Source organism: Rossellomorea sp. YZS02, from assembly GCF_033963925.1.
Classification (GTDB): Bacteria; Bacillota; Bacilli; order Bacillales; family Bacillaceae_B; genus Rossellomorea.
Genome location: NZ_JAXBLY010000029.1, coordinates 1 through 18,510, shown reverse-complemented (window position 1 = coordinate 18,510; position 18,510 = coordinate 1). Strand labels below are relative to the sequence as shown.

At 44.2% G+C, this 18,510-nt stretch carries 17 protein-coding genes and 3 tRNA genes; 18 read left to right on the top strand and 2 right to left on the bottom strand.

All coding sequences use genetic code 11. The features are described from left to right. Positions 1-2: 2 nt before the first annotated feature. The 10 genes from SLH55_RS21520 (at position 3) to dnaB (ending at position 10,660) form a co-directional block, all read left to right on the top strand. Positions 3-203 carry a DUF951 domain-containing protein gene (locus SLH55_RS21520; RefSeq protein ID WP_034764770.1) on the top strand — a complete coding sequence of 67 codons (201 nt, stop codon included), beginning with the start codon at positions 3-5 and terminating at the stop codon, positions 201-203. A 249-nt stretch (positions 204-452) separates the two neighbouring features. Next, the gene (gene ychF / locus SLH55_RS21515) at positions 453-1,553 is read left to right on the top strand and encodes a redox-regulated ATPase YchF (protein WP_320324430.1); all 1,101 of its coding nucleotides are present in this window, start codon (positions 453-455) and stop codon (positions 1,551-1,553) included. Positions 1,554-2,053: 500 nt separating this feature from the next. Continuing rightward, complete coding sequence (gene rpsF / locus SLH55_RS21510; protein ID WP_034764776.1) at positions 2,054-2,341, top strand: 30S ribosomal protein S6; 288 nt, start codon at positions 2,054-2,056, stop codon at positions 2,339-2,341. Between the two features lie 79 nt (positions 2,342-2,420). Beyond that, complete coding sequence (ssb, locus tag SLH55_RS21505) at positions 2,421-2,936, top strand: single-stranded DNA-binding protein (protein ID WP_034764778.1); 516 nt, start codon at positions 2,421-2,423, stop codon at positions 2,934-2,936. Between the two features lie 40 nt (positions 2,937-2,976). Next, on the top strand, positions 2,977-3,213 hold the full coding sequence (rpsR, locus tag SLH55_RS21500; protein ID WP_034764780.1) for a 30S ribosomal protein S18: 237 nt from the start codon (positions 2,977-2,979) through the stop codon (positions 3,211-3,213). A gap of 155 nt (positions 3,214-3,368) precedes the next feature. After that, the gene (locus SLH55_RS21495) at positions 3,369-5,429 is read left to right on the top strand and encodes a methyl-accepting chemotaxis protein (protein WP_320324429.1); all 2,061 of its coding nucleotides are present in this window, start codon (positions 3,369-3,371) and stop codon (positions 5,427-5,429) included. Positions 5,430-5,767: 338 nt separating this feature from the next. After that, a complete protein-coding gene (locus SLH55_RS21490; RefSeq protein WP_320324428.1) occupies positions 5,768-6,691 on the top strand; it encodes a YybS family protein in 924 nt (307 codons plus the stop codon). Positions 6,692-6,717: 26 nt separating this feature from the next. Then, positions 6,718-8,691: a DHH family phosphoesterase gene (locus tag SLH55_RS21485; protein WP_320324427.1), complete on the top strand. Its 1,974-nt coding sequence runs from the start codon at positions 6,718-6,720 to the stop codon at positions 8,689-8,691. After that, complete coding sequence (gene rplI, locus SLH55_RS21480; RefSeq protein ID WP_219165559.1) at positions 8,688-9,134, top strand: 50S ribosomal protein L9; 447 nt, start codon at positions 8,688-8,690, stop codon at positions 9,132-9,134. The genes SLH55_RS21485 and rplI overlap by 4 nt, the downstream gene beginning before the upstream one ends. 173 nt (positions 9,135-9,307) lie before the next feature. Next, a complete protein-coding gene (dnaB, locus tag SLH55_RS21475) occupies positions 9,308-10,660 on the top strand; it encodes a replicative DNA helicase (RefSeq protein ID WP_034764791.1) in 1,353 nt (450 codons plus the stop codon). 35 nt (positions 10,661-10,695) lie between these two features. Here dnaB and SLH55_RS21470 read toward each other — a convergent pair whose 3' ends face one another. Continuing rightward, positions 10,696-12,420, bottom strand: a complete 1,725-nt coding sequence (locus SLH55_RS21470; protein ID WP_320324426.1) for an ABC transporter ATP-binding protein — start codon at positions 12,418-12,420, stop codon at positions 10,696-10,698. 572 nt (positions 12,421-12,992) lie between these two features. Between SLH55_RS21470 and SLH55_RS21465 the strand changes: the two genes are divergently transcribed. Continuing rightward, the gene (locus tag SLH55_RS21465) at positions 12,993-14,285 is read left to right on the top strand and encodes an adenylosuccinate synthase (protein ID WP_219165557.1); all 1,293 of its coding nucleotides are present in this window, start codon (positions 12,993-12,995) and stop codon (positions 14,283-14,285) included. Between the two features lie 45 nt (positions 14,286-14,330). On the opposite strand, the gene SLH55_RS21460 is transcribed toward SLH55_RS21465, so the two are convergent. After that, complete coding sequence (locus SLH55_RS21460) at positions 14,331-15,353, bottom strand: potassium channel protein (RefSeq protein WP_257474828.1); 1,023 nt, start codon at positions 15,351-15,353, stop codon at positions 14,331-14,333. A 120-nt stretch (positions 15,354-15,473) separates the two neighbouring features. Here SLH55_RS21460 and SLH55_RS21455 point away from each other — a divergent pair, with 120 nt between their 5' ends. The 7 genes from SLH55_RS21455 to SLH55_RS21425 all read left to right on the top strand — a co-directional run bounded on the left by SLH55_RS21455 (position 15,474) and on the right by SLH55_RS21425 (position 18,506). Further along, on the top strand, positions 15,474-15,938 hold the full coding sequence (locus tag SLH55_RS21455) for a hypothetical protein (protein ID WP_320324425.1): 465 nt from the start codon (positions 15,474-15,476) through the stop codon (positions 15,936-15,938). Beyond that, complete coding sequence (locus SLH55_RS21450) at positions 15,935-16,243, top strand: hypothetical protein (protein ID WP_219165555.1); 309 nt, start codon at positions 15,935-15,937, stop codon at positions 16,241-16,243. The genes SLH55_RS21455 and SLH55_RS21450 overlap by 4 nt, the downstream gene beginning before the upstream one ends. A gap of 2 nt (positions 16,244-16,245) precedes the next feature. Then, positions 16,246-17,478 carry a glutathionylspermidine synthase family protein gene (locus SLH55_RS21445; protein ID WP_219165554.1) on the top strand — a complete coding sequence of 411 codons (1,233 nt, stop codon included), beginning with the start codon at positions 16,246-16,248 and terminating at the stop codon, positions 17,476-17,478. Positions 17,479-17,493: 15 nt separating this feature from the next. Beyond that, the gene (locus tag SLH55_RS21440; protein ID WP_219165553.1) at positions 17,494-17,907 is read left to right on the top strand and encodes a DUF350 domain-containing protein; all 414 of its coding nucleotides are present in this window, start codon (positions 17,494-17,496) and stop codon (positions 17,905-17,907) included. 243 nt (positions 17,908-18,150) lie between these two features. Further along, a tRNA-Lys gene (locus SLH55_RS21435) sits at positions 18,151-18,226 on the top strand. Between the two features lie 13 nt (positions 18,227-18,239). Beyond that, positions 18,240-18,311 (top strand) — tRNA-Glu (locus SLH55_RS21430). Positions 18,312-18,429: 118 nt separating this feature from the next. Beyond that, positions 18,430-18,506 (top strand) — tRNA-Asp (locus SLH55_RS21425). Positions 18,507-18,510: the final 4 nt, after the last annotated feature.

The following is an 18,510-nucleotide window of genomic DNA, read 5'->3' as shown; positions in this document are numbered from 1 at the left end:
TAGTGGAGCCAAAGACTTTCACCTTAAATGATATTGTCGAAATGAAAAAACCTCATCCATGTGGTACGAACCGCTGGAAAGTGATCCGTATGGGGATGGATATTCGCATCAAGTGTGTCGGGTGCGGTCACAGTGTCATGATCCCCAGAAAAGATTTTGCAAAGAAGATGAAAAAAGTCATTTCAAGCGGTGAAGAAGAATAAGTATTCTTTTTTTACCCATAATCCTTTTGACCTAATCCATCTTGCGCCCTAAATAGTGTCGCCTCAGAGCATTCAGTCGTTTCTAAATGATTGAGTGCTTTTTTTATGGCGTATTTTCTGCGGGAGCCTGTAAGCGTCACTTGTCTTTTCCCTCTATTATCTCTATAATTGTGAAAGGTTCGACCGATTACGTGTTTTTCGATCTTAAAGGATTTTTTAATAGACAAGAATATATGAGGAGTGACCAAAATGGCATTAACAGCTGGTATTGTTGGACTACCCAACGTCGGGAAATCCACTCTATTCAACGCAATTACAAAAGCAGGTGCAGAATCTGCCAACTACCCTTTCTGTACTATCGATCCGAACGTAGGAATCGTAGAGGTTCCAGATCACCGTCTTGATAAATTAACGGAACTTGTAGACCCGAAGAAGACAGTTCCTACTGCTTTCGAATTCACCGATATTGCCGGGATTGTAAAAGGGGCGAGTAAAGGTGAAGGATTAGGGAATAAATTCCTATCCCATATCCGTCAGGTGGATGCGATCTGTCAGGTTGTCCGTTGTTTCGCGGATGATAATATCACACACGTATCCGGAAAAGTGGATCCGATTGCGGATATTGAAGTCATCAACCTTGAATTGATTCTCGCTGACCTTGAAACGGTTGATAAGCGAATTACGAGAGTTCAGAAAATGGCGAAACAAAAAGACAAAGAAGCGGTATTTGAGCACGACATCCTTGTGAAAATCAAAGAAGCCTTGGAAGCAGAACAGCCAGCCCGTACAGTCGAGTTCTCGGATGAGCAAATGAAGCTTGTGAAACAGCTGCACTTACTGACTTCCAAGCCTGTATTATATGTAGCAAACGTAAGTGAAGACGAAATCGTGGATCCTTCTGACAACGAATATGTTCAGAAAGTACGTGAATTTGCAAAAGACGACAACGCAGAAGTGATCGTGGTCTGCGCGAAAATAGAATCTGAAATCGCTGAACTTGATGATGAAGAAAAGGCGATGTTCCTTCAGGAATTAGGAATTGAAGAATCCGGCCTTGATCAGCTGATTCGCGCTACCTATTCTCTATTGGGACTTGCTACGTACTTCACAGCAGGTGTCCAGGAAGTCCGTGCCTGGACGTTCCGCGAAGGTATGAAAGCCCCTCAATGTGCCGGAGTCATCCACACCGACTTCGAAAGAGGATTCATCCGTGCCGAAACCGTCTCCTATGAAGACCTCGTAGCAGCCGGAACAATGGGAGCAGCCCGCGAAGCAGGAAAAGTCCGCCTCGAAGGAAAAGAATACCTAGTAAAAGACGGAGACATCATCCACTTCCGTTTTAATGTGTAAGTTTATCTGAAATTCATCTAACCTTTGTGTTTAAAATGTTGTGCTGTATTCCGAAAGAATCAGTTAGGGCTGGTGGTTAGTATTAACCAAAGATGAGAGTGAAATGAACTTTGGCTCATTTAGAGACAATTATTTTCTTAAACTTGTATTAGATCTATTTCAGTTATAGCCCACACTCATAGTTGATTGTAACGGAAGGTGCTCGACCCGTGCGGGAATAGCGGGAAAGTTGAGACCCCACAGGGCACAGCCCGAGGAGGCTCAACTCACGCCCCGCGGAAAGCGAGCACCTGGAGTGGAAATCAACCAGCACTCGCTCCTTTAAACGCAACAACGATTAACCTTAAAAAGACTAGAATCCCAATTCTAGTCTTTTTTTTACGTCATATTGCAATAATAGAGAACCTATGCTATAATTTTATTTCGTGAGTAATGAACGCATTGCTCCTTGTTCTTTCACAAAGAAAGGACCGCATAGACCACGAGGAGGTGACATTAAGATGAGAAAGTACGAAGTTATGTACATTGTCCGCCCAAACATTGACGACGAGTCAAAGAAAGCAGTAGTTGAGCGTTTCGATAACGTTTTAACAACTAACGGCGCGGAAATCATCGAGTCAAAAGATTGGGGTAAACGTCGTTTAGCGTATGAAATCAACGATTTTCGCGATGGTTTCTATCAACTAGTTAAGATGAGCGCTACTTCTGATGCAGTTAACGAATTCGATCGTTTAGCTAAAATCAGCGATGATATTATCCGTCATATCGTTGTTAAAGAAGAAGAATAATCCGTACGTTTTTTAAGATATACACTTCTATCATCTGTTTCACGTGAAACAGTAAATTAGAAGGAAGGGGTTGATTCTGATGATGAACCGAGTTGTATTAGTAGGGCGTTTAACCAAAGACCCTGAATTAAAATATACTCCAAGTGGAGTGGCTGTTGCTTCGTTCACCCTGGCTGTCAATCGTAGTTTTACGAATCAATCAGGAGAACGGGAAGCAGATTTTATTAACTGCGTTGTATGGCGTCGCCCTGCAGAGAATGTAGCAAACTTTCTTAAAAAAGGCAGCTTAGCTGGCGTTGACGGTCGTATTCAAACACGTAATTTCGAAGGACAGGATGGACGCCGTGTGTTTATGACGGAAGTCGTAGCAGAAAGCGTTCAGTTCTTGGAACCGCGTAGTGCGAATCAAGGCGATCGTGGAGGAAGTCCGGGCTATTCGGGTGGAGGTCAACGCGACCAAGGAAATCCGTATAGTCAGAATCAGAATCAACAGCGCAACAACAATAATAACAACAACTATACACGTGTAGATGAGGATCCATTCGCGAATGACGGTCAGCCGATCGACATTTCCGATGATGATCTGCCATTCTAAACGAACGATATCAAACCTAACAAGATAGGAGGCGAAACAAATGGCAGGAGGACGTAGAGGTGGACGTAGACGCCGTAAGGTATGCTACTTCACAGCAAACGGAATTACACATATCGATTTCAAAGATGTTGATCTTCTTAAGAAATTCGTATCTGAACGTGGAAAGATTCTTCCACGTCGTGTAACTGGAACGAACGCTAAGTACCAACGTAAGTTGACTCGTGCGATCAAACGCGCTCGTACAATGGCATTACTTCCATACGTTACTGGTGAATAATTTCATCGATTGAAAAGCAGCAGAGACTTGTCTCTGCTGCTTTTTTTATGTCTATTAACATACAGATTTTCCCCCGGCTATAAAGAATTGCAGAAAAATGTCGATGTATAAGGGTGTATACATAGAGGCTTTTTGTCGTAAAAGGGGGAATTTCGTTGAAGAAAAAGAGAAACAAAATGAAGACAGACCGCAAGAAAGGTTTTATTTTATCATCCATCAGAATGAAGCTTATTGTCATCATCTCTATTTTATTTATGGTTTCCTTGGCTGTCATCATCTCTATTACCAGCTGGCAGACAAGAATGAAAACGGAGGATGAGGTCATCAGTCAGACTCAGGGGATTGTGGGAGAACTCAATAATTCCGTACAGCTGTTCCTTGGACAGTACGAAAAGAGTATCGATCAATATTCTATCTCAAACTCTTTGAAGGACTATGCAAAGGCACAGATGCAAAAAAATCAGGAAGCCTCTGATACGGAACTATACGCCAATATCCAGTCAGACTTTGATAATTATCTGAGTCTATATGAAGAAGCCACTTCCATCTACTTTGCATCACCAAATAAGAAGTTGAAAATCGTTCCTTCTGTATCACTGCCAAGCGACTTTGATCCCACGAGCAGGGACTGGTATAAAAACGCTGCAGAAGCAAGGGCCGGTGTCGTTTGGAGTGAACCATATGTAGACACGGCAACGGAAGAATACATCATTACAGCTTCAAGGGCGATTGTATCCGAAAATAAAGTAGTCGGTGTACTGGGTGTGGATATCAATTTATCCAAACTTACCGACAGGGTTTCCAAAATGGAGATTGGGTATAACGGCTACCCGTTTTTAATCGGTCTTGACGGTACGGCCATTGTTCATCCTACCAAGCGTGGTGAGAATCTTTCTACATTACCATTCATCAGCAAAATGCTGAAATCAGAAAAAGAATCGGACACGATCCGATATGAGCTGGAAGGCGATAAAAAAGTATTGGTATACAGTACAGTTCCAAAGACGAACTGGAAAGTGGGATCCGCTTATAGTATGGAAGATCTCATCCAATCCTCGAAAGATATTGAACGCTTACTTCTTATTACAGCGCTTGTTACACTGGTTATCATGCTCATATTGGTAGTTATTGTAGCCAATATGATGACAAAACCGATTAAAAACCTTCAAAAAACGGTCACAAACGTTTCGTCAGGTGATTTATCCATTCAATCTTCAATCAAAACGAAAGATGAAACAGGTTTACTGGCGATGGATTTAAATAAGATGATCCTGAATATGAAAGAGACAATTAAAGTGGTTCAGGCATCGATTTATAACGTGCGTGAGTCCGCGGAAGGATTAAGTGCCGTATCGGAAGAGACGAATGCATCCAGTGAAGAAATGGCACGTGCCGTTTCTGAGATTGCGAGCGGTGCCTCTCAGTCAGCAGCTGACTCAGACCGTGCCCACCATCAGACAGAGCAGCTTGGCACCAGGATTGATGGGGTGTATGAAAAGTCTAAAGCGATGTCTCAACTAGCTGGTCAGGCCGATGAAATGAACCAGTCCGGGTTAAATCAGGTAAAAGAATTAGAAAATGCCTACCATTCTTCAAGTGAGTATATCGCATCCATGGAGAAAGTCATTATTAGCCTGGAAGCAAAAGTGAAAACGATTGAATCAGTGATGGGGACAATCACTGAAATCTCTTCCCAAACGAATCTGCTTGCCCTTAATGCGAGCATTGAAGCCGCAAGAGCCGGTGAACACGGCAAAGGGTTCGCTGTGGTAGCAGAGGAAGTACGTAAGCTTGCAGACCAGTCGGTAAAGGCAACGGAAGAAGTAAAGCGTACAATCGTTGAAATTCAACAGGGATCTCACCAGGCAGTGGATGAAATGTTGAAAACGAAAGAAACATTCGAGGTTCAAAGTGATGTGATTCAAAAGACGAATCACGTATTCGATCAAACTTCACACCTCATGAAATCCATGCAGCGTGAAATCGAGAATATGTATAACGAAGTAGGCCAGCTCAACCTTGAAAAGGATGAAGTGGTCAACGTCATTCAAATGATGGCTGCAACAGCCGAACAAACAGCCGCTTCCTGCGAGGAAATGAGTGCTTCGACAGAAGAGCAGGTCAGGGCCGTTCAATCCGTTACAGAAGCGGCTGAACGCCTGACGGACTTAAGCCAAGAACTTCAAACATCGATCGAACAATTTAAAATATCATAGTTGCGATAGAGGGGGGCCCGACACTGCCATTCTTTATCTACTACGTATACTCCTTTTTAAAGTGAGTGCATACTAGAGTAGATGGAGAATGTAGCATTGTTGAGAGGGCTTCCCTCTTTTTTGTCAAAATAAAGATGATAAACGATCATAGTCATTGATCCTCAAATTTTGACACAAGTTTATCGGAAAGCGGCACAAGTTCTCCAAAAAGCACCCACCCGTCGCAGTCACGATAGGCTTGTCATGTCTTCCGAGTCCCCATAAGATGAAATCTATCTTTAAAATTGATATGATAGTGCTATTGTATGTTGTTTATTTTATCGTAAGGAGCGTTTTGAGTGAGGAATCCCCGTGTGTTGACTGAAGGTGCGCTGATGCTCGCCATCTTTACTGTGTTAATGTTATTGAGTTTATATGTTCCGCTTATTGGGACGCTGGCATTTTTTGTGCTGCCCCTCCCCCTTATACTATTCAGTTCCAAGTACTCGCTATGGAATTCGATGGTTGTATTGATCGGATCACTTGGTCTTTCTTTCTTATTTGGCGGACTGCTTGCACTGCCGGTTGCCTTTATGGTGGCTACGACCGGTGTCGTCATTGGCTGGTGTGTGAAAGCAAAAGTAGATAAGATGAGACTGTTTATGGCAGCGAGTCTGACACTTGTCCTGAATATTGTGATTGGATTCGTCGTTTCGATTCTATTCTTAGGTGTGAATATTATTGAAGACAGCCTGAAAGAATCGAAGGCTGCTTATTATTCTTTATTTGAATCTCTTGGCCAGGAACCGGACAAAAAGCTGGTCGATAGCCTGGAGAGCTCGATTGATCTCGTTCAAACCTTAATGCCGACATTGTTTGTCGGGATCTCGGTTGTCTTGGCTTTGTTATTTATCGTAATCAATTTCCCGATCATGAAGCGTCTGGGAAGAGATGTGCCGGTATTCAAACCATTCAGGGAATGGAAGCTTCCTAAGAGCATTCTTTGGTATTATTTGATTACTCTTGTACTTTCCATGATCCTTCAACCGGAGAAAGGGACATACGCTTATACAGCATTGATCAATGTCCTGTATGTGCTTCAGTCGTTAATGGCCGTTCAAGGGCTGTCTTTCATCTATTTCTTTGCTCATGTGAAAGGATGGTCCAAAGGAATTTTGGTATTAATTACAATCATTTCGATTCCTCTCCTTTATCTCGTGCGAATTTTAGGTATAATTGACTTAGGATTTGATCTAAGACAACGCCTACAACGTAAGTCATAGAAATTTAAGTTCCAGGAGCTGAAATCATGCCATCTTATTTTAATAAGCGAATGATCCGCTACCCGTTGTACGGACTTGCTATATTGACAGCTCTATTGTTAGTATCGGTTGCCTTTTACCAATGGATCATTTCGTTAATAGGGTTGATTGTCTTTGGAATCGTGTATTTTCTCGCATTTTATTTCGAGAGAAGGTCTCATGACGAAACAGAGGAATATATCTCCACTCTATCCTATCGTGTAAAGCGTGTAGGGGAAGAAGCACTCATGGAGATGCCCATTGGGATCATGCTGATCAATGATGAATATTACATAGAATGGACGAATCCTTTTCTGGCCTCATGTTTCAATGAAGACACGGTGGTTGGAAGATCCCTATACGATGTGGCAGAATCTCTTGTTCCATTAATCAAGCAGGAAGTCGATTCGGAAATCGTGACGATTAATGAGAGAAAGTATCACGTCGTATTGAAGCTCAAAGAAAAACTACTCTACTTCTTTGATGTTACAGAACAGAAAGAAATAGAAAAGCAATATCATGATGAACGAACGAATATTGGAATCATCTTTCTAGATAACTATGATGAACTGACACAAGGCATGGATGACCAGACGAGAAGCAGCTTGAACAGCCTCGTGACATCCATCTTGAATAAGTGGGCCAAAGAATACGGCGTGTTCTTGAAGAGGGTATCTTCGGAGCGTTTCATCGCCGTCATAAATGAGAAGATCCTTCAAGTGCTGGAGAAGGAAAAATTCGGAATCCTCGATGATGTAAGAGATACGACTTCGAAGCAGAATGTTCCCCTCACATTAAGTATAGGTGTCGGGACAGGGGTTTCTTCCCTTCCTGAGCTCGGGACACTTGCTCAGTCAAGTCTTGACCTTGCATTGGGCCGTGGTGGAGACCAGGTGGCGATCAAGCAGACCAACGGAAAGGTCAAATTCTATGGCGGGAAAACCAATCCGATGGAAAAACGCACCCGGGTCCGGGCCCGAGTCATTTCCCATGCATTGAAGGAGATCATGATCGAAAGCGACAAGGTCATCATCATGGGGCACAAGCATCCCGATATGGACGCCATCGGAGCGGCAATCGGAATCCGTAAAGTGGCCCAGATGAATCAGCGTGAAGGCTATGTCGTCCTGAACTTTAATGAGATCGACAACGGTGTAAAACGGTTGATGAAGGAAATCAAAGCAAACTCAGATCTTCATCCGCGTTTCATCACCCCTGAGGAAGCACTTGAAATGGCGACGGACGATACGTTGCTCGTTGTGGTGGATACCCATAAGCCTTCTCTCGTCATTGAAGAAAAGCTGTTAAATAAAGTGGATAAAGTCGTCGTCATCGATCATCATCGCCGTGGTGAAGATTTCATTAAGAACCCGCTGCTTGTCTACATGGAACCGTACGCTTCCTCTACGGCGGAGCTTGTGACAGAGTTACTCGAGTATCAGCCGAAGCACGAGAAAATCACGATGCTCGAAGCTACGTCGCTCTTGGCAGGAATCATCGTCGATACAAAGAGCTTTACGCTCAGGACGGGATCGAGAACATTCGATGCAGCCTCTTATCTGCGGGCTCAGGGAGCGGACACCGTGCTCGTTCAGAAGTTCCTCAAAGAGGATGTCGATACGTACATCAAGCGTTCACGGTTAATCGAATCGGTCAAATTCTTCCGTGAAGGGGTCGCCATCGCAAAAGCGGAGGATGATGTCATATATGATCCCGTTCTTATCGCCCAGGCAGCAGACACCTTATTGACCATGGATGAAGTCATCGCGTCATTCGTCATCTCGAAGCGGGATCCTGATACAATCGGTATCAGTGCCCGTTCACTGGGTGATGTTAACGTACAGATCATCATGGAGAACCTGAACGGCGGAGGTCACTTGACCAATGCCGCCACCCAAATCAAGCAGGTATCGGTCCTTGAAGCGGAAGAGCAGCTTAAAGAAGCATTAAATGATTATTTTGAAGGGAGAAAAGAGATATGAAAGTCATTTTCTTAAAAGATGTTAAAGGTAAAGGAAAAAAAGGTGAAGTGAAAAACGTAGCGGACGGCTATGCACATAACTTTTTATTGAAAAAAGGTTTAGCTGTTGAAGCAACAAACGCGAACATGGGTCAACTTGAGGGTCAAAAGAAGAAAGAAAAGCAAGTCGCTCAAGAAGAACTGGAAGAGGCGAAAAAATTAAAAGCGACATTAGAGGACATTACGGTCGAGATGAAAGCGAAGTCTGGTGAAGGCGGCCGTTTATTCGGATCCATCACAAGCAAGCAAATCGCTGATGAGTTGAAAAAAGCGCATGACATCAAGATCGATAAACGTAAGATTGAAATGAACGACGCCATCCGCGCCCTTGGCTACACGAATGTGCCAGTGAAACTGCATACGGATGTGTCGGCAACATTAAAGGTGCACGTAACGGAAGAATAGTCTTCCATTAGAATATACGAAATTTGGTAACTTCATTTTGAGCAAAACATGTTAAAATGAATATAGTTTGATATAAAATGTGATCTGGATTTTATCCTGATCACATTTTTTCGGTAGAATACCATTCTGTTTTTATATAGATCATGAAAGTCGTAAGGGAGGCTTGAGCATAAATGAATGAAATGTTTCAGGACCGGGTTCCACCTCAGAATATCGAGGCTGAACAAGCGGTATTAGGGGCCATTTTCCTTGAGCCCAGTGCATTGACGACCACCTCGGAAATATTGATTCCAGAGGATTTTTATCGCCATTCTCACCAGCGGATATACAATGTCATGCTGAATCTGGGTGACGGAGGAAAAGCCGTCGACCTGATTACGGTGACAGAGGAACTTGCGGCTGCGAAAGAACTGGAAGATGTAGGCGGAGTCGCTTATTTGAGTGAACTTGCCGCTTCGGTTCCAACGGCCGCTAATATCGAATACTACGCAAAGATTGTGGAAGAGAAATCATTGTTGCGCCGATTGATCCGTACGGCCACCGATATCGCTTCTGATGGATATGCCCGGGAAGATGAAGTGGACAGCCTTCTGAGCGAAGCGGAAAAAAACATCATGGAAGTGGCCCAGCGTAAAAATGCAGGGGCATTCCACAATATTAAAGATGTACTCGTGCGAACGTATGATAATATCGAAACCTTGACCAATCGAAAAGGCGACGTAACGGGTATTTCAACAGGATTCGCCGATCTTGATCATATGACGGCAGGATTCCAGCGAAATGATTTGATCATTGTAGGAGCACGTCCTTCCATGGGTAAGACAGCCTTTGCCTTGAACATCGCTCAAAACGTCGCTGTAAAGGCCAAGGAAAATGTCGCCATCTTTTCACTCGAGATGGGTGCGGAACAGCTCGTCATGCGTATGCTGTGTGCAGAAGGCAACATCAACGCGCAGAATCTCCGTACCGGTGATCTGACAGACGAAGATTGGAGAAAGCTGACCATGGCCATGGGAAGCCTCTCAAATGCAGGAATTTATATTGATGATACGCCGGGTATCAAAGTCGGGGAAATTCGTTCCAAATGCCGCCGCCTTGCCCAGGAACACGGACTAGGGATGATCTTGATCGACTACTTGCAGCTGATCCAGGGTAGCGGCCGTTCTGGCGAAAACCGTCAGCAGGAGGTTTCGGAAATCTCCCGTTCACTGAAAGGATTGGCCCGTGAACTGCAAGTGCCCGTCATCGCCTTATCCCAGCTCTCCCGTGGAGTGGAGCAACGTCAGGATAAGCGTCCGATGATGTCCGATATCCGTGAATCAGGAAGTATCGAGCAGGATGCGGATATCGTAGCCTTCCTTTACCGTGAAGATTACTATGATAAAGAAGCTGAAAACAAGAACATCATTGAAATCATCATCGCCAAGCAGCGTAACGGCCCGGTCGGGAACGTGTCCTTGGCGTTCGTGAAAGAATACAACAAATTCGTGAATCTGGAACGGCGGTTTGACGACGCTCCGGCTTAATAGAAAAAATCCAGGCATAGCCTGGATTTTTTTGTTTATAGGATAGTAGCATGCTGATGAGCATGAAGCCTCATAAAGATTCCATCTTCTCTAGAGAGGAGCTCTTCATGAGTACCATCTTCAGCAATCCCATCCTCGGTCACGACGAGAATCCGGTCAGCCTTCCGAATGGTTGCAAGACGGTGGGCGATGACAAGGGTGGTCCGGTCTTTTGCCAATTCATTGAGGGCCTCCTGGATGATGGCTTCCGTTTCTGTATCCAGTGCGGAAGTGGCCTCATCAAGTATCAGGATTCTCGGATTCTTAAGGAACATCCGGGCAATGGACAAGCGCTGCTTTTGTCCTCCTGACAGCTTCAGTCCCCTCTCCCCGATCTGGGTATCGTATCCATCGGGAAGGGAGGCAATAAGATCCGTCAGGTGAGCACGTCTCGTCGCTTCCTCGATTTCTTCCTGCGTGGCATCGAGTTTTCCATAGGCGATATTTTCCCTGAGCGTTCCTGTGAATAAGAAAACATCCTGCTGGACGATTCCGATCTGGGAACGAAGGGATTCCTTCGTCATCTCACGGATATCGATGCCATCAATCGTGATAGCTCCTCTTCCTATATCATAAAAGCGGGGAATCAATGAGCAAATTGTCGTCTTTCCTGCACCGGAGGGTCCTACAAATGCGACCGTCTGCCCTGATTGGATGGTAAAGGATAAATCGTTCAGTATTGGCCGGTCAGGCTCATAGCCAAAGGTCACGTCGTCAAAGGCGATATCTCCTCTTAATGTGGCAACTTCAATGGCATGTGGACGATTTTCAATATCGGGCTCCATATCCATGAGCTCGGTGAAACGCTTAAATCCTGCCATTCCTTTCGGATACAGCTCAAGAAGGGCGGAAATCTTGTCGATCGGTTTAAACAGGACATTGATATAAAGGATGAAGGCAACAAGTTCTCCGTAAGACAGGACACCGGAGAAGCTTAACCAGGCTCCATATACAAGGATGATCAACGTCATTAAACGTGTCGTAATATAAATCCCTGATAAATTGACGCTCATCACGTTATAAGCTTTCAATTTGGACTTGCGGAAAAATTGATTATTCTCGTTGAATCGTTCCATCTCATAGGATTCATTCGTGAACGATTGAACCACCCTGGCCCCGGACACGCTGTCCTCGACGCGGCTGTTGACGTCCGCTATATTCCCATACATCTTCGTCCAGGCAGCGTTCATTTTGATATTAGAATATGAAATCAGCCACACCAGGAATGGAACAATGATAATCGCCACCAGGGCAAGCTCCATATTGATCGTCAGCATGATCCAAAACGCCCCGATAAAGGTCATGACCGCGATGAACAAGTCTTCAGGACCATGGTGGGCAAGCTCCCCGATATCCATCAGGTCATTTGTCACCCGGCTCATGATATGCCCTGTTTTCGTATTATCAAAAAAGCGGAACGATTGTCTCTGTACATGATGGAACAATTCCCGCCTCATATCCGTCTCAATATTGATCCCGAGTTTATGTCCCCAGTAGTTTACCACGAACTGCATGGAGGAACTTAAGAGATACAGAACCAGAAGACCTGCCGAAACAGCCAGAATAGTACTCCAGTTTCCATCAGGCAAAAGGGAATCAATGAACCAGGATACCGCCATGGGAAACCCCAGTTCTAAAAGCCCAACCAGCACCGCACAGGCAAAATCAATATAAAAAAGCCGTCGATGTGGACGGTAATAACTGAAAAATCGTTTTATCATATCATCGTCACCTCAGTATTAAATTGTATGTAAAATTCAAAATGCTTATTTTAGATTAGCAAAAGATTTTATATTGCGCCATAAAATCTGACTGAACATGCCTTAATACCATTTAAAAAAGGAAAGTGGCTGGTTGATCTCCGCTACAGGTACTCGCTTTCCGCGGGGCTGGCGGTGAGCCTCCTCGGGCTTCGCCCTGTGGGGTCTCACCTGTCCAGCGTTTCCCGCAGGAGTCGAGCACCTTCCGCTACAATCAACTTTCATGGCATGCGTTTCTTAAACGGGACAAATCCATTCGCTGGATTGTGTTGAGTTACATTACTTAAATTTGCCGAACGTTCGCGGAAAGGGAGTGATTCCCCTGACAATCAAGAATATGCATATTGAACAGAGCCAGTAGGATCAAATTGCTCAAACAAAGGTTTTTTAGGTCAAAAGCCCGAAATTATACGAACATAAATATAATCAACTAAATAAACGTTCGTGTTTTCATTGACTTTCACATTGGGTGTTGATAAAATGAGTTTGTTTGATAAAAGAGGGAATACTAATTCCCGTCGGAGGTGCTTAATATGTCTTCAGTAGTAGTAGTAGGAACGCAATGGGGAGACGAAGGAAAAGGAAAGATCACTGACTTCCTTTCTGAACATGCAGAAGTTATCGCGCGTTACCAAGGTGGGAACAACGCGGGTCATACGATTAAGTTTGACGGTGAAACATATAAATTACACTTAATTCCATCAGGTATATTCTATAACGAAAAAACATCCGTCATCGGTAATGGGATGGTTGTCGATCCGAAAGCTCTTGTGAAAGAGTTGAAGTATCTTCACGATCGCGATGTGAAAACAGACAATCTTAGAATCAGCAATCGTGCACACGTGATTCTTCCATACCATTTGAAACTGGATGAAATCGACGAAGAACGTAAAGGTGCCAACAAAATCGGTACAACGAAAAAAGGAATCGGTCCTGCTTATATGGATAAAGCAGCACGTGTCGGAATCCGTATCGCAGATCTTCTGGATCGTCAATCGTTCGAAGAAAAGCTTGCACGCAACCTGGAAGAGAAAAACCGCCTTTTCGAAAAGTTCTATGAAACAGAAGGCTTCAACATTGAAGACATCCTGGATGAGTACTATGAGTACGGTCAGCAGATCAAGCACTATGTTGTCGATACATCCGTTGTATTAAACGATGCCATCGATAACGGCCGTCGCGTTTTATTCGAAGGGGCTCAAGGGGTTATGCTTGATATCGATCAAGGTACATACCCGTTTGTTACATCTTCAAACCCGGTAGCTGGTGGAGTGACCATCGGCTCTGGAGTTGGCCCAACAAAAATCAATCACGTAGTTGGTGTTTCAAAAGCATATACAACCCGTGTTGGGGACGGACCTTTCCCTACAGAATTAAACAACGAAATCGGAGATCAAATCCGTGAAGTCGGCCGTGAATACGGTACAACGACTGGACGTCCCCGCCGTGTCGGCTGGTTCGACAGTGTAGTTGTACGCCACGCACGCCGTGTCAGCGGGCTAACGGATCTTTCACTAAATTCAATCGACGTCCTGACGGGTATCGAAACATTGAAGATCTGTGTCGCTTACAAATACAAAGGTGAAGTCATGGAAGAATTCCCGGCTAACCTGAACATCTTAGCTGAATGTGAGCCAGTGTATGAAGAGCTTCCAGGCTGGACGGAAGACATCACTGGATGCAAGACGCTGACGGATCTTCCTGAAAACGCACGTCACTACTTAGAGCGCGTTTCTCAATTAACAGGAATTCCTCTTTCCATCTTCTCAGTCGGTCCTGACCGCTCTCAAACGAATGTCGTTCGAAGCGTATGGAGCCCGAATTAATAATTTGAAAAAACTCTCAGCCTTCTAACAAGGCTGAGAGTTTTTTTATTGTGTCAATTGTTCGTACACACGATCATGACAGACAACATACAACGTATCTTCCGGATGGAGTTCCTGATTCATGGCATCGCTGAAATCCATATTGTCATTTACAGCAAGAAGAATGGCTCCTTTCTCAAGTAGCTCCTCAGATGCCTGCTTGACGGTCTTCCATGTTTCCTTCACGCTGAATTCGTGAATATTGTTGCCGTATCGTTTACTCAAGAGCTGTCTGAACAGGGCAGTCGTCCCGGGATGCAGGGTAGCTTTCGCCATCAGAAGTGAAACTGAATCATTGGAAAGAATGAAATCCTCTACGGCGATATGCTGGAATTTCGGAATATGCCGATCCTCCGATACTTCTACGATTGTATGGACCTCCCGCTCATGGGTTTTGGATAAGCCTTCGACAGCTGAAGCAATTAATAAAGTCTTCCCATCTATAAGGGAAGGGTCTTCGATTTTAGAATCGGAGAAGATGGCGACCCGCTTCGCTTCAAAGATATTGGCCTTCAATAATACATTTTCATCTGATGGATCCCCCTGGATGAAATGGACCTGCTCATGCTCAATCGGAGTGATGGGAAGCATGTCGATAAGGACAATTTCAGCATCGGGCACATGGACAAGAATCTCTTCAATGGCCCTTTCCGTCTTCTTGGACCAATTGATGTAAATATAATGATCTTCATATGTATACACTAATTTTCCCTCCCTTTTGAATTTCTGAAACGTGGTGATTGAATCGACGGTTTTACTGATCAATACCCCGATGATCCCGATCCCGAAGATAAAGAGGAAAATTCCAAGCATCCGCCCTCCAACCGAAACGGGAAAATAATCTCCATACCCGACTGTCGTCAAGGTCGTCATCGTCCACCAGAACCCGTCGAAAAGTGATGGAAAGGTTTCAGGTTCCAAAAAATGACTGCCAACGGTTCCAATCAGGACGATAATCAGTGATAATAGAAAAATGAACCCGAAGTCCATCTTCGTGATTTGCTTCCAAATCCTTTGGAAAATAATCATACATACCCTCCTTTTTTAAAAAATCATAGTTCAATCATACCAATGAACTTCTGGAAAATGAAACCTTTTCATTACTGGTTCGTATAGTTTAAAGAAATCATTGTAGGAGGCTGCCACGAAATGAAAGAACCGATATTAGAATATCGATTGAGAAAAGGAAACGACACCTTCGAGCCCATTTATCACTACCCCGATATAGAGCTTGAACAGATTCTCGCAAGAAGGGAATGTGAGTTCTTTGTGAAGGAAGGGGTCACCTATCGACAGCTTTCTTCTTCCATAGAAGGCAACGTATTCGTCATTTATGTGGAAACCTATGAGGAAGAACCTCTGAATGACCCTTTATTTCCACCGGAACGATTGGTACTTGAAATTCGTGAGCTCAATCAACGGAAAAATAATCCCATCCTAAAAATAGAACATCATGATTTTCATCTTGATATTCTAAGCGTCATCGGTTCCGTTTATTATTATATAGACGGAGTCGAATGGGAACGCGACTCTGCTGAGATAGATGAGGATCGCTATGTGTATCTACTATATGTAAAGGCAACGGGATATAAGCTGGAGGAGGAAAGAAAATGAACAAAACGAAAAAAATGATGGCGGGAGTGGCCGCCTCTGTCATGGCGATATCTGTCAGCGGCTGTGGGAACCAGGACCTCCCGCCGGAACCGACGGACGTAGACTGTGACGATTGGGATTGGGATGATGAGAGCGGGACTTATTACTGCGATGATGATCGATCCTCCCATTACGGCCACTATTTCTATGGAGGAAAGTATTATAAAAATAAATCCGGGCTGAAAAGCTCACCAAGCTATAAATCCTACTCAAAGAGCTATAAATCAGGTATAGGAAGCGGCTCTAAAGGTGGATTTGGAGGGTAAATATGCACCGTGATAAAAGAAGAGAATTCTATAAAGATATTCCTGATTTCTGGCATGATTTATATGACTTAGAATACGCTTTATTGGATATCCATCAGACATCGCATGATACCATTTTGGCCATACAAGAAGCATCAAAGCGTGTGTACGCCATTTTTGACAAAACGGCAGATCTGCTTCGGGAGCTGGATGATGAAACCCTTCTCGAACTGGGATATCCTGAAGAATCCCTCTCATATATAAAATGTAAGTCCATACCTCAAGAATGTATCATTGGGAGATTTGATTTCGTCGTATCAAATGGAGATATAAAACTATTAGAATTTAATAGTGATACGCCTACTTTCATTAAAGAGCTTTATCATGTAAATGAAAAGGTCTGTGAGTATTTCGATTGCACCAATCCGAATGCAGGTATGGGAGAACAGTTATCCAAAGAATTGAAACGCGGTCTCTTATCTTCCTGGCAGTCCCTTCAAAGGGAGGGCGACGCAAAGATCGTCTTTACGTCCCATGCCGATCATGAAGAAGATCACCTCACTACAAAGTATATCCAGAAGCTTGCCGACGTCCCTTCAGAATATGTCAGCCTCGATCAGCTGCAAATACGGGACGAGGGACTATTCACACCGGGTGGGGAGCGAATCGATGTCCTATACCGGCAAACCTATCCCATTGAGCATCTCGTTGACGATCAGGATCCACTGACAAAAGAAAAAGTCGGACAGGAACTGATGCAATTGGTTTTGGACAACAAGCTGGCTGTCTTGAACCCACCATCGGCCTTTTTGCTGCAGTCAAAAGGGGTGCAGGCACTCATCTGGGGACTTCATGAAGAAGGAAGCACCTTTTTCACGGAAGAAGAACATCAATGGATTGACCGCTACCTCCTTCCAACCTATCTGGACTCTGAAACGTTCGAGAAAAGCGGGATGACGTACGTACAAAAACCGGCATTCGGCCGTGAAGGAGATACAGTCAAGATCCTGGAAGCGTCAGGAAAGGTGTTACTTGAAGACAAAAATGAAACGTATAAACAGACGCTGCCTGTCTATCAACAATTCTGCCCCCTTCCTGTCGCGGTGATCACAACAGATGAAGGGGAAAAGGAAGCAAGCCTGATGGTGGGAAGCTTCATCATCAACGGCAATCCCGGCGCCATTGGGATTAGAGCCGGAAACGCCATCACTGATAACGAATCATACTTTCTGTCTGTAGGAATACAGGAGAAATAAAAAGGAGAGAAACACATGCAAATCATAACAAGTGAAGCCCTACTCAGCTTTCTGGCCCACGTCGGAACAGGCCTTGGACTAATGATCCTCGGTGTCACTGTCTTCGCCTTCACCACAAAATTCTCAGAAGCGAAGTTAATTAAAGAAGGAAACATTGCGGTAGCCTTGAAACTATGGGGAAAAGCCATCGGGCTCGCGATCGTCATCTACACCGTATGGGCGAACAGCCTTAATTTACTTGATGCGTTTATTTGGGGCTTGATCGGAATCGCGACCCAAGTCATTGCCTACTGGATCATCGAATTTGTTCTGACTCCACGCACAAGCCTTGCTAAGAAAGTGGAAGAAGGAAACATCGCCATAGGATTTAGCCTGTTCTCAGCGTCGATTGTCGTGGGATTGGTTGTGGCGGCTAGTTTGACTTATTGATATTGTTTAGGATGGAGATCTGCTGCTTTGGTGGCGGGTCTTTTTTGTGTGGTGGGCGTCCATTTTAGTGAAAATCATTTCCCCTATTAGCCATTATTGACCAAATTATTCCCCGAGAAATAATTTTCGACAAAAAAACCAAAAAAACTGTTGCCCTCGACAATCATACTGTGATAATATTAATTTCGTTGTCACGAAAGAGGCTTTGATCAAGCCTTCGAGTCGTGTTTATATATACTTAGAGAGCCATTAGCTCAGTTGGTAGAGCATCTGACTTTTAATCAGAGGGTCGAAGGTTCGAGTCCTTCATGGCTCACCATTTTTCTTGTCATGGCCCATTGGTCAAGCGGTTAAGACACCGCCCTTTCACGGCGGTAACACGGGTTCGAATCCCGTATGGGTCATATTTTATTTCCTAATTGAAAGATTGCTGGTTTAGCAGATCATCTAAGGGGAGTAAAATACATTTTCTTTGCATAAGCAAGGTAAGGATAGTTATTTTCGCTAACGCGAAAAAACTTTGGTCCGGTAGTTCAGTTGGTTAGAATGCCTGCCTGTCACGCAGGAGGTCGCGGGTTCGAGTCCCGTCCGGACCGCCATTTT

What these genes read in the sequence shown, in the direction of transcription:
- SLH55_RS21445 (WP_219165554.1), top strand. Translation starts at nt 16,246, where the DNA reads ATGCACCGTGATAAAAGAAGAGAATTCTATAAAGATATTCCTGATTTC.
- rplI (WP_219165559.1), top strand. Translation starts at nt 8,688, where the DNA reads ATGAAAGTCATTTTCTTAAAAGATGTTAAAGGTAAAGGAAAAAAAGGT.
- SLH55_RS21450 (WP_219165555.1), top strand. Translation starts at nt 15,935, where the DNA reads ATGAACAAAACGAAAAAAATGATGGCGGGAGTGGCCGCCTCTGTCATG.
- SLH55_RS21465 (WP_219165557.1), top strand. Translation starts at nt 12,993, where the DNA reads ATGTCTTCAGTAGTAGTAGTAGGAACGCAATGGGGAGACGAAGGAAAA.
- SLH55_RS21455 (WP_320324425.1), top strand. Translation starts at nt 15,474, where the DNA reads ATGAAAGAACCGATATTAGAATATCGATTGAGAAAAGGAAACGACACC.
- ychF (WP_320324430.1), top strand. Translation starts at nt 453, where the DNA reads ATGGCATTAACAGCTGGTATTGTTGGACTACCCAACGTCGGGAAATCC.
- SLH55_RS21470 (WP_320324426.1), bottom strand. Translation starts at nt 12,420, where the DNA reads ATGATAAAACGATTTTTCAGTTATTACCGTCCACATCGACGGCTTTTT.
- SLH55_RS21460 (WP_257474828.1), bottom strand. Translation starts at nt 15,353, where the DNA reads ATGATTATTTTCCAAAGGATTTGGAAGCAAATCACGAAGATGGACTTC.
- SLH55_RS21485 (WP_320324427.1), top strand. Translation starts at nt 6,718, where the DNA reads ATGCCATCTTATTTTAATAAGCGAATGATCCGCTACCCGTTGTACGGA.
- dnaB (WP_034764791.1), top strand. Translation starts at nt 9,308, where the DNA reads ATGAATGAAATGTTTCAGGACCGGGTTCCACCTCAGAATATCGAGGCT.
- ssb (WP_034764778.1), top strand. Translation starts at nt 2,421, where the DNA reads ATGATGAACCGAGTTGTATTAGTAGGGCGTTTAACCAAAGACCCTGAA.
- rpsR (WP_034764780.1), top strand. Translation starts at nt 2,977, where the DNA reads ATGGCAGGAGGACGTAGAGGTGGACGTAGACGCCGTAAGGTATGCTAC.
- SLH55_RS21440 (WP_219165553.1), top strand. Translation starts at nt 17,494, where the DNA reads ATGCAAATCATAACAAGTGAAGCCCTACTCAGCTTTCTGGCCCACGTC.
- rpsF (WP_034764776.1), top strand. Translation starts at nt 2,054, where the DNA reads ATGAGAAAGTACGAAGTTATGTACATTGTCCGCCCAAACATTGACGAC.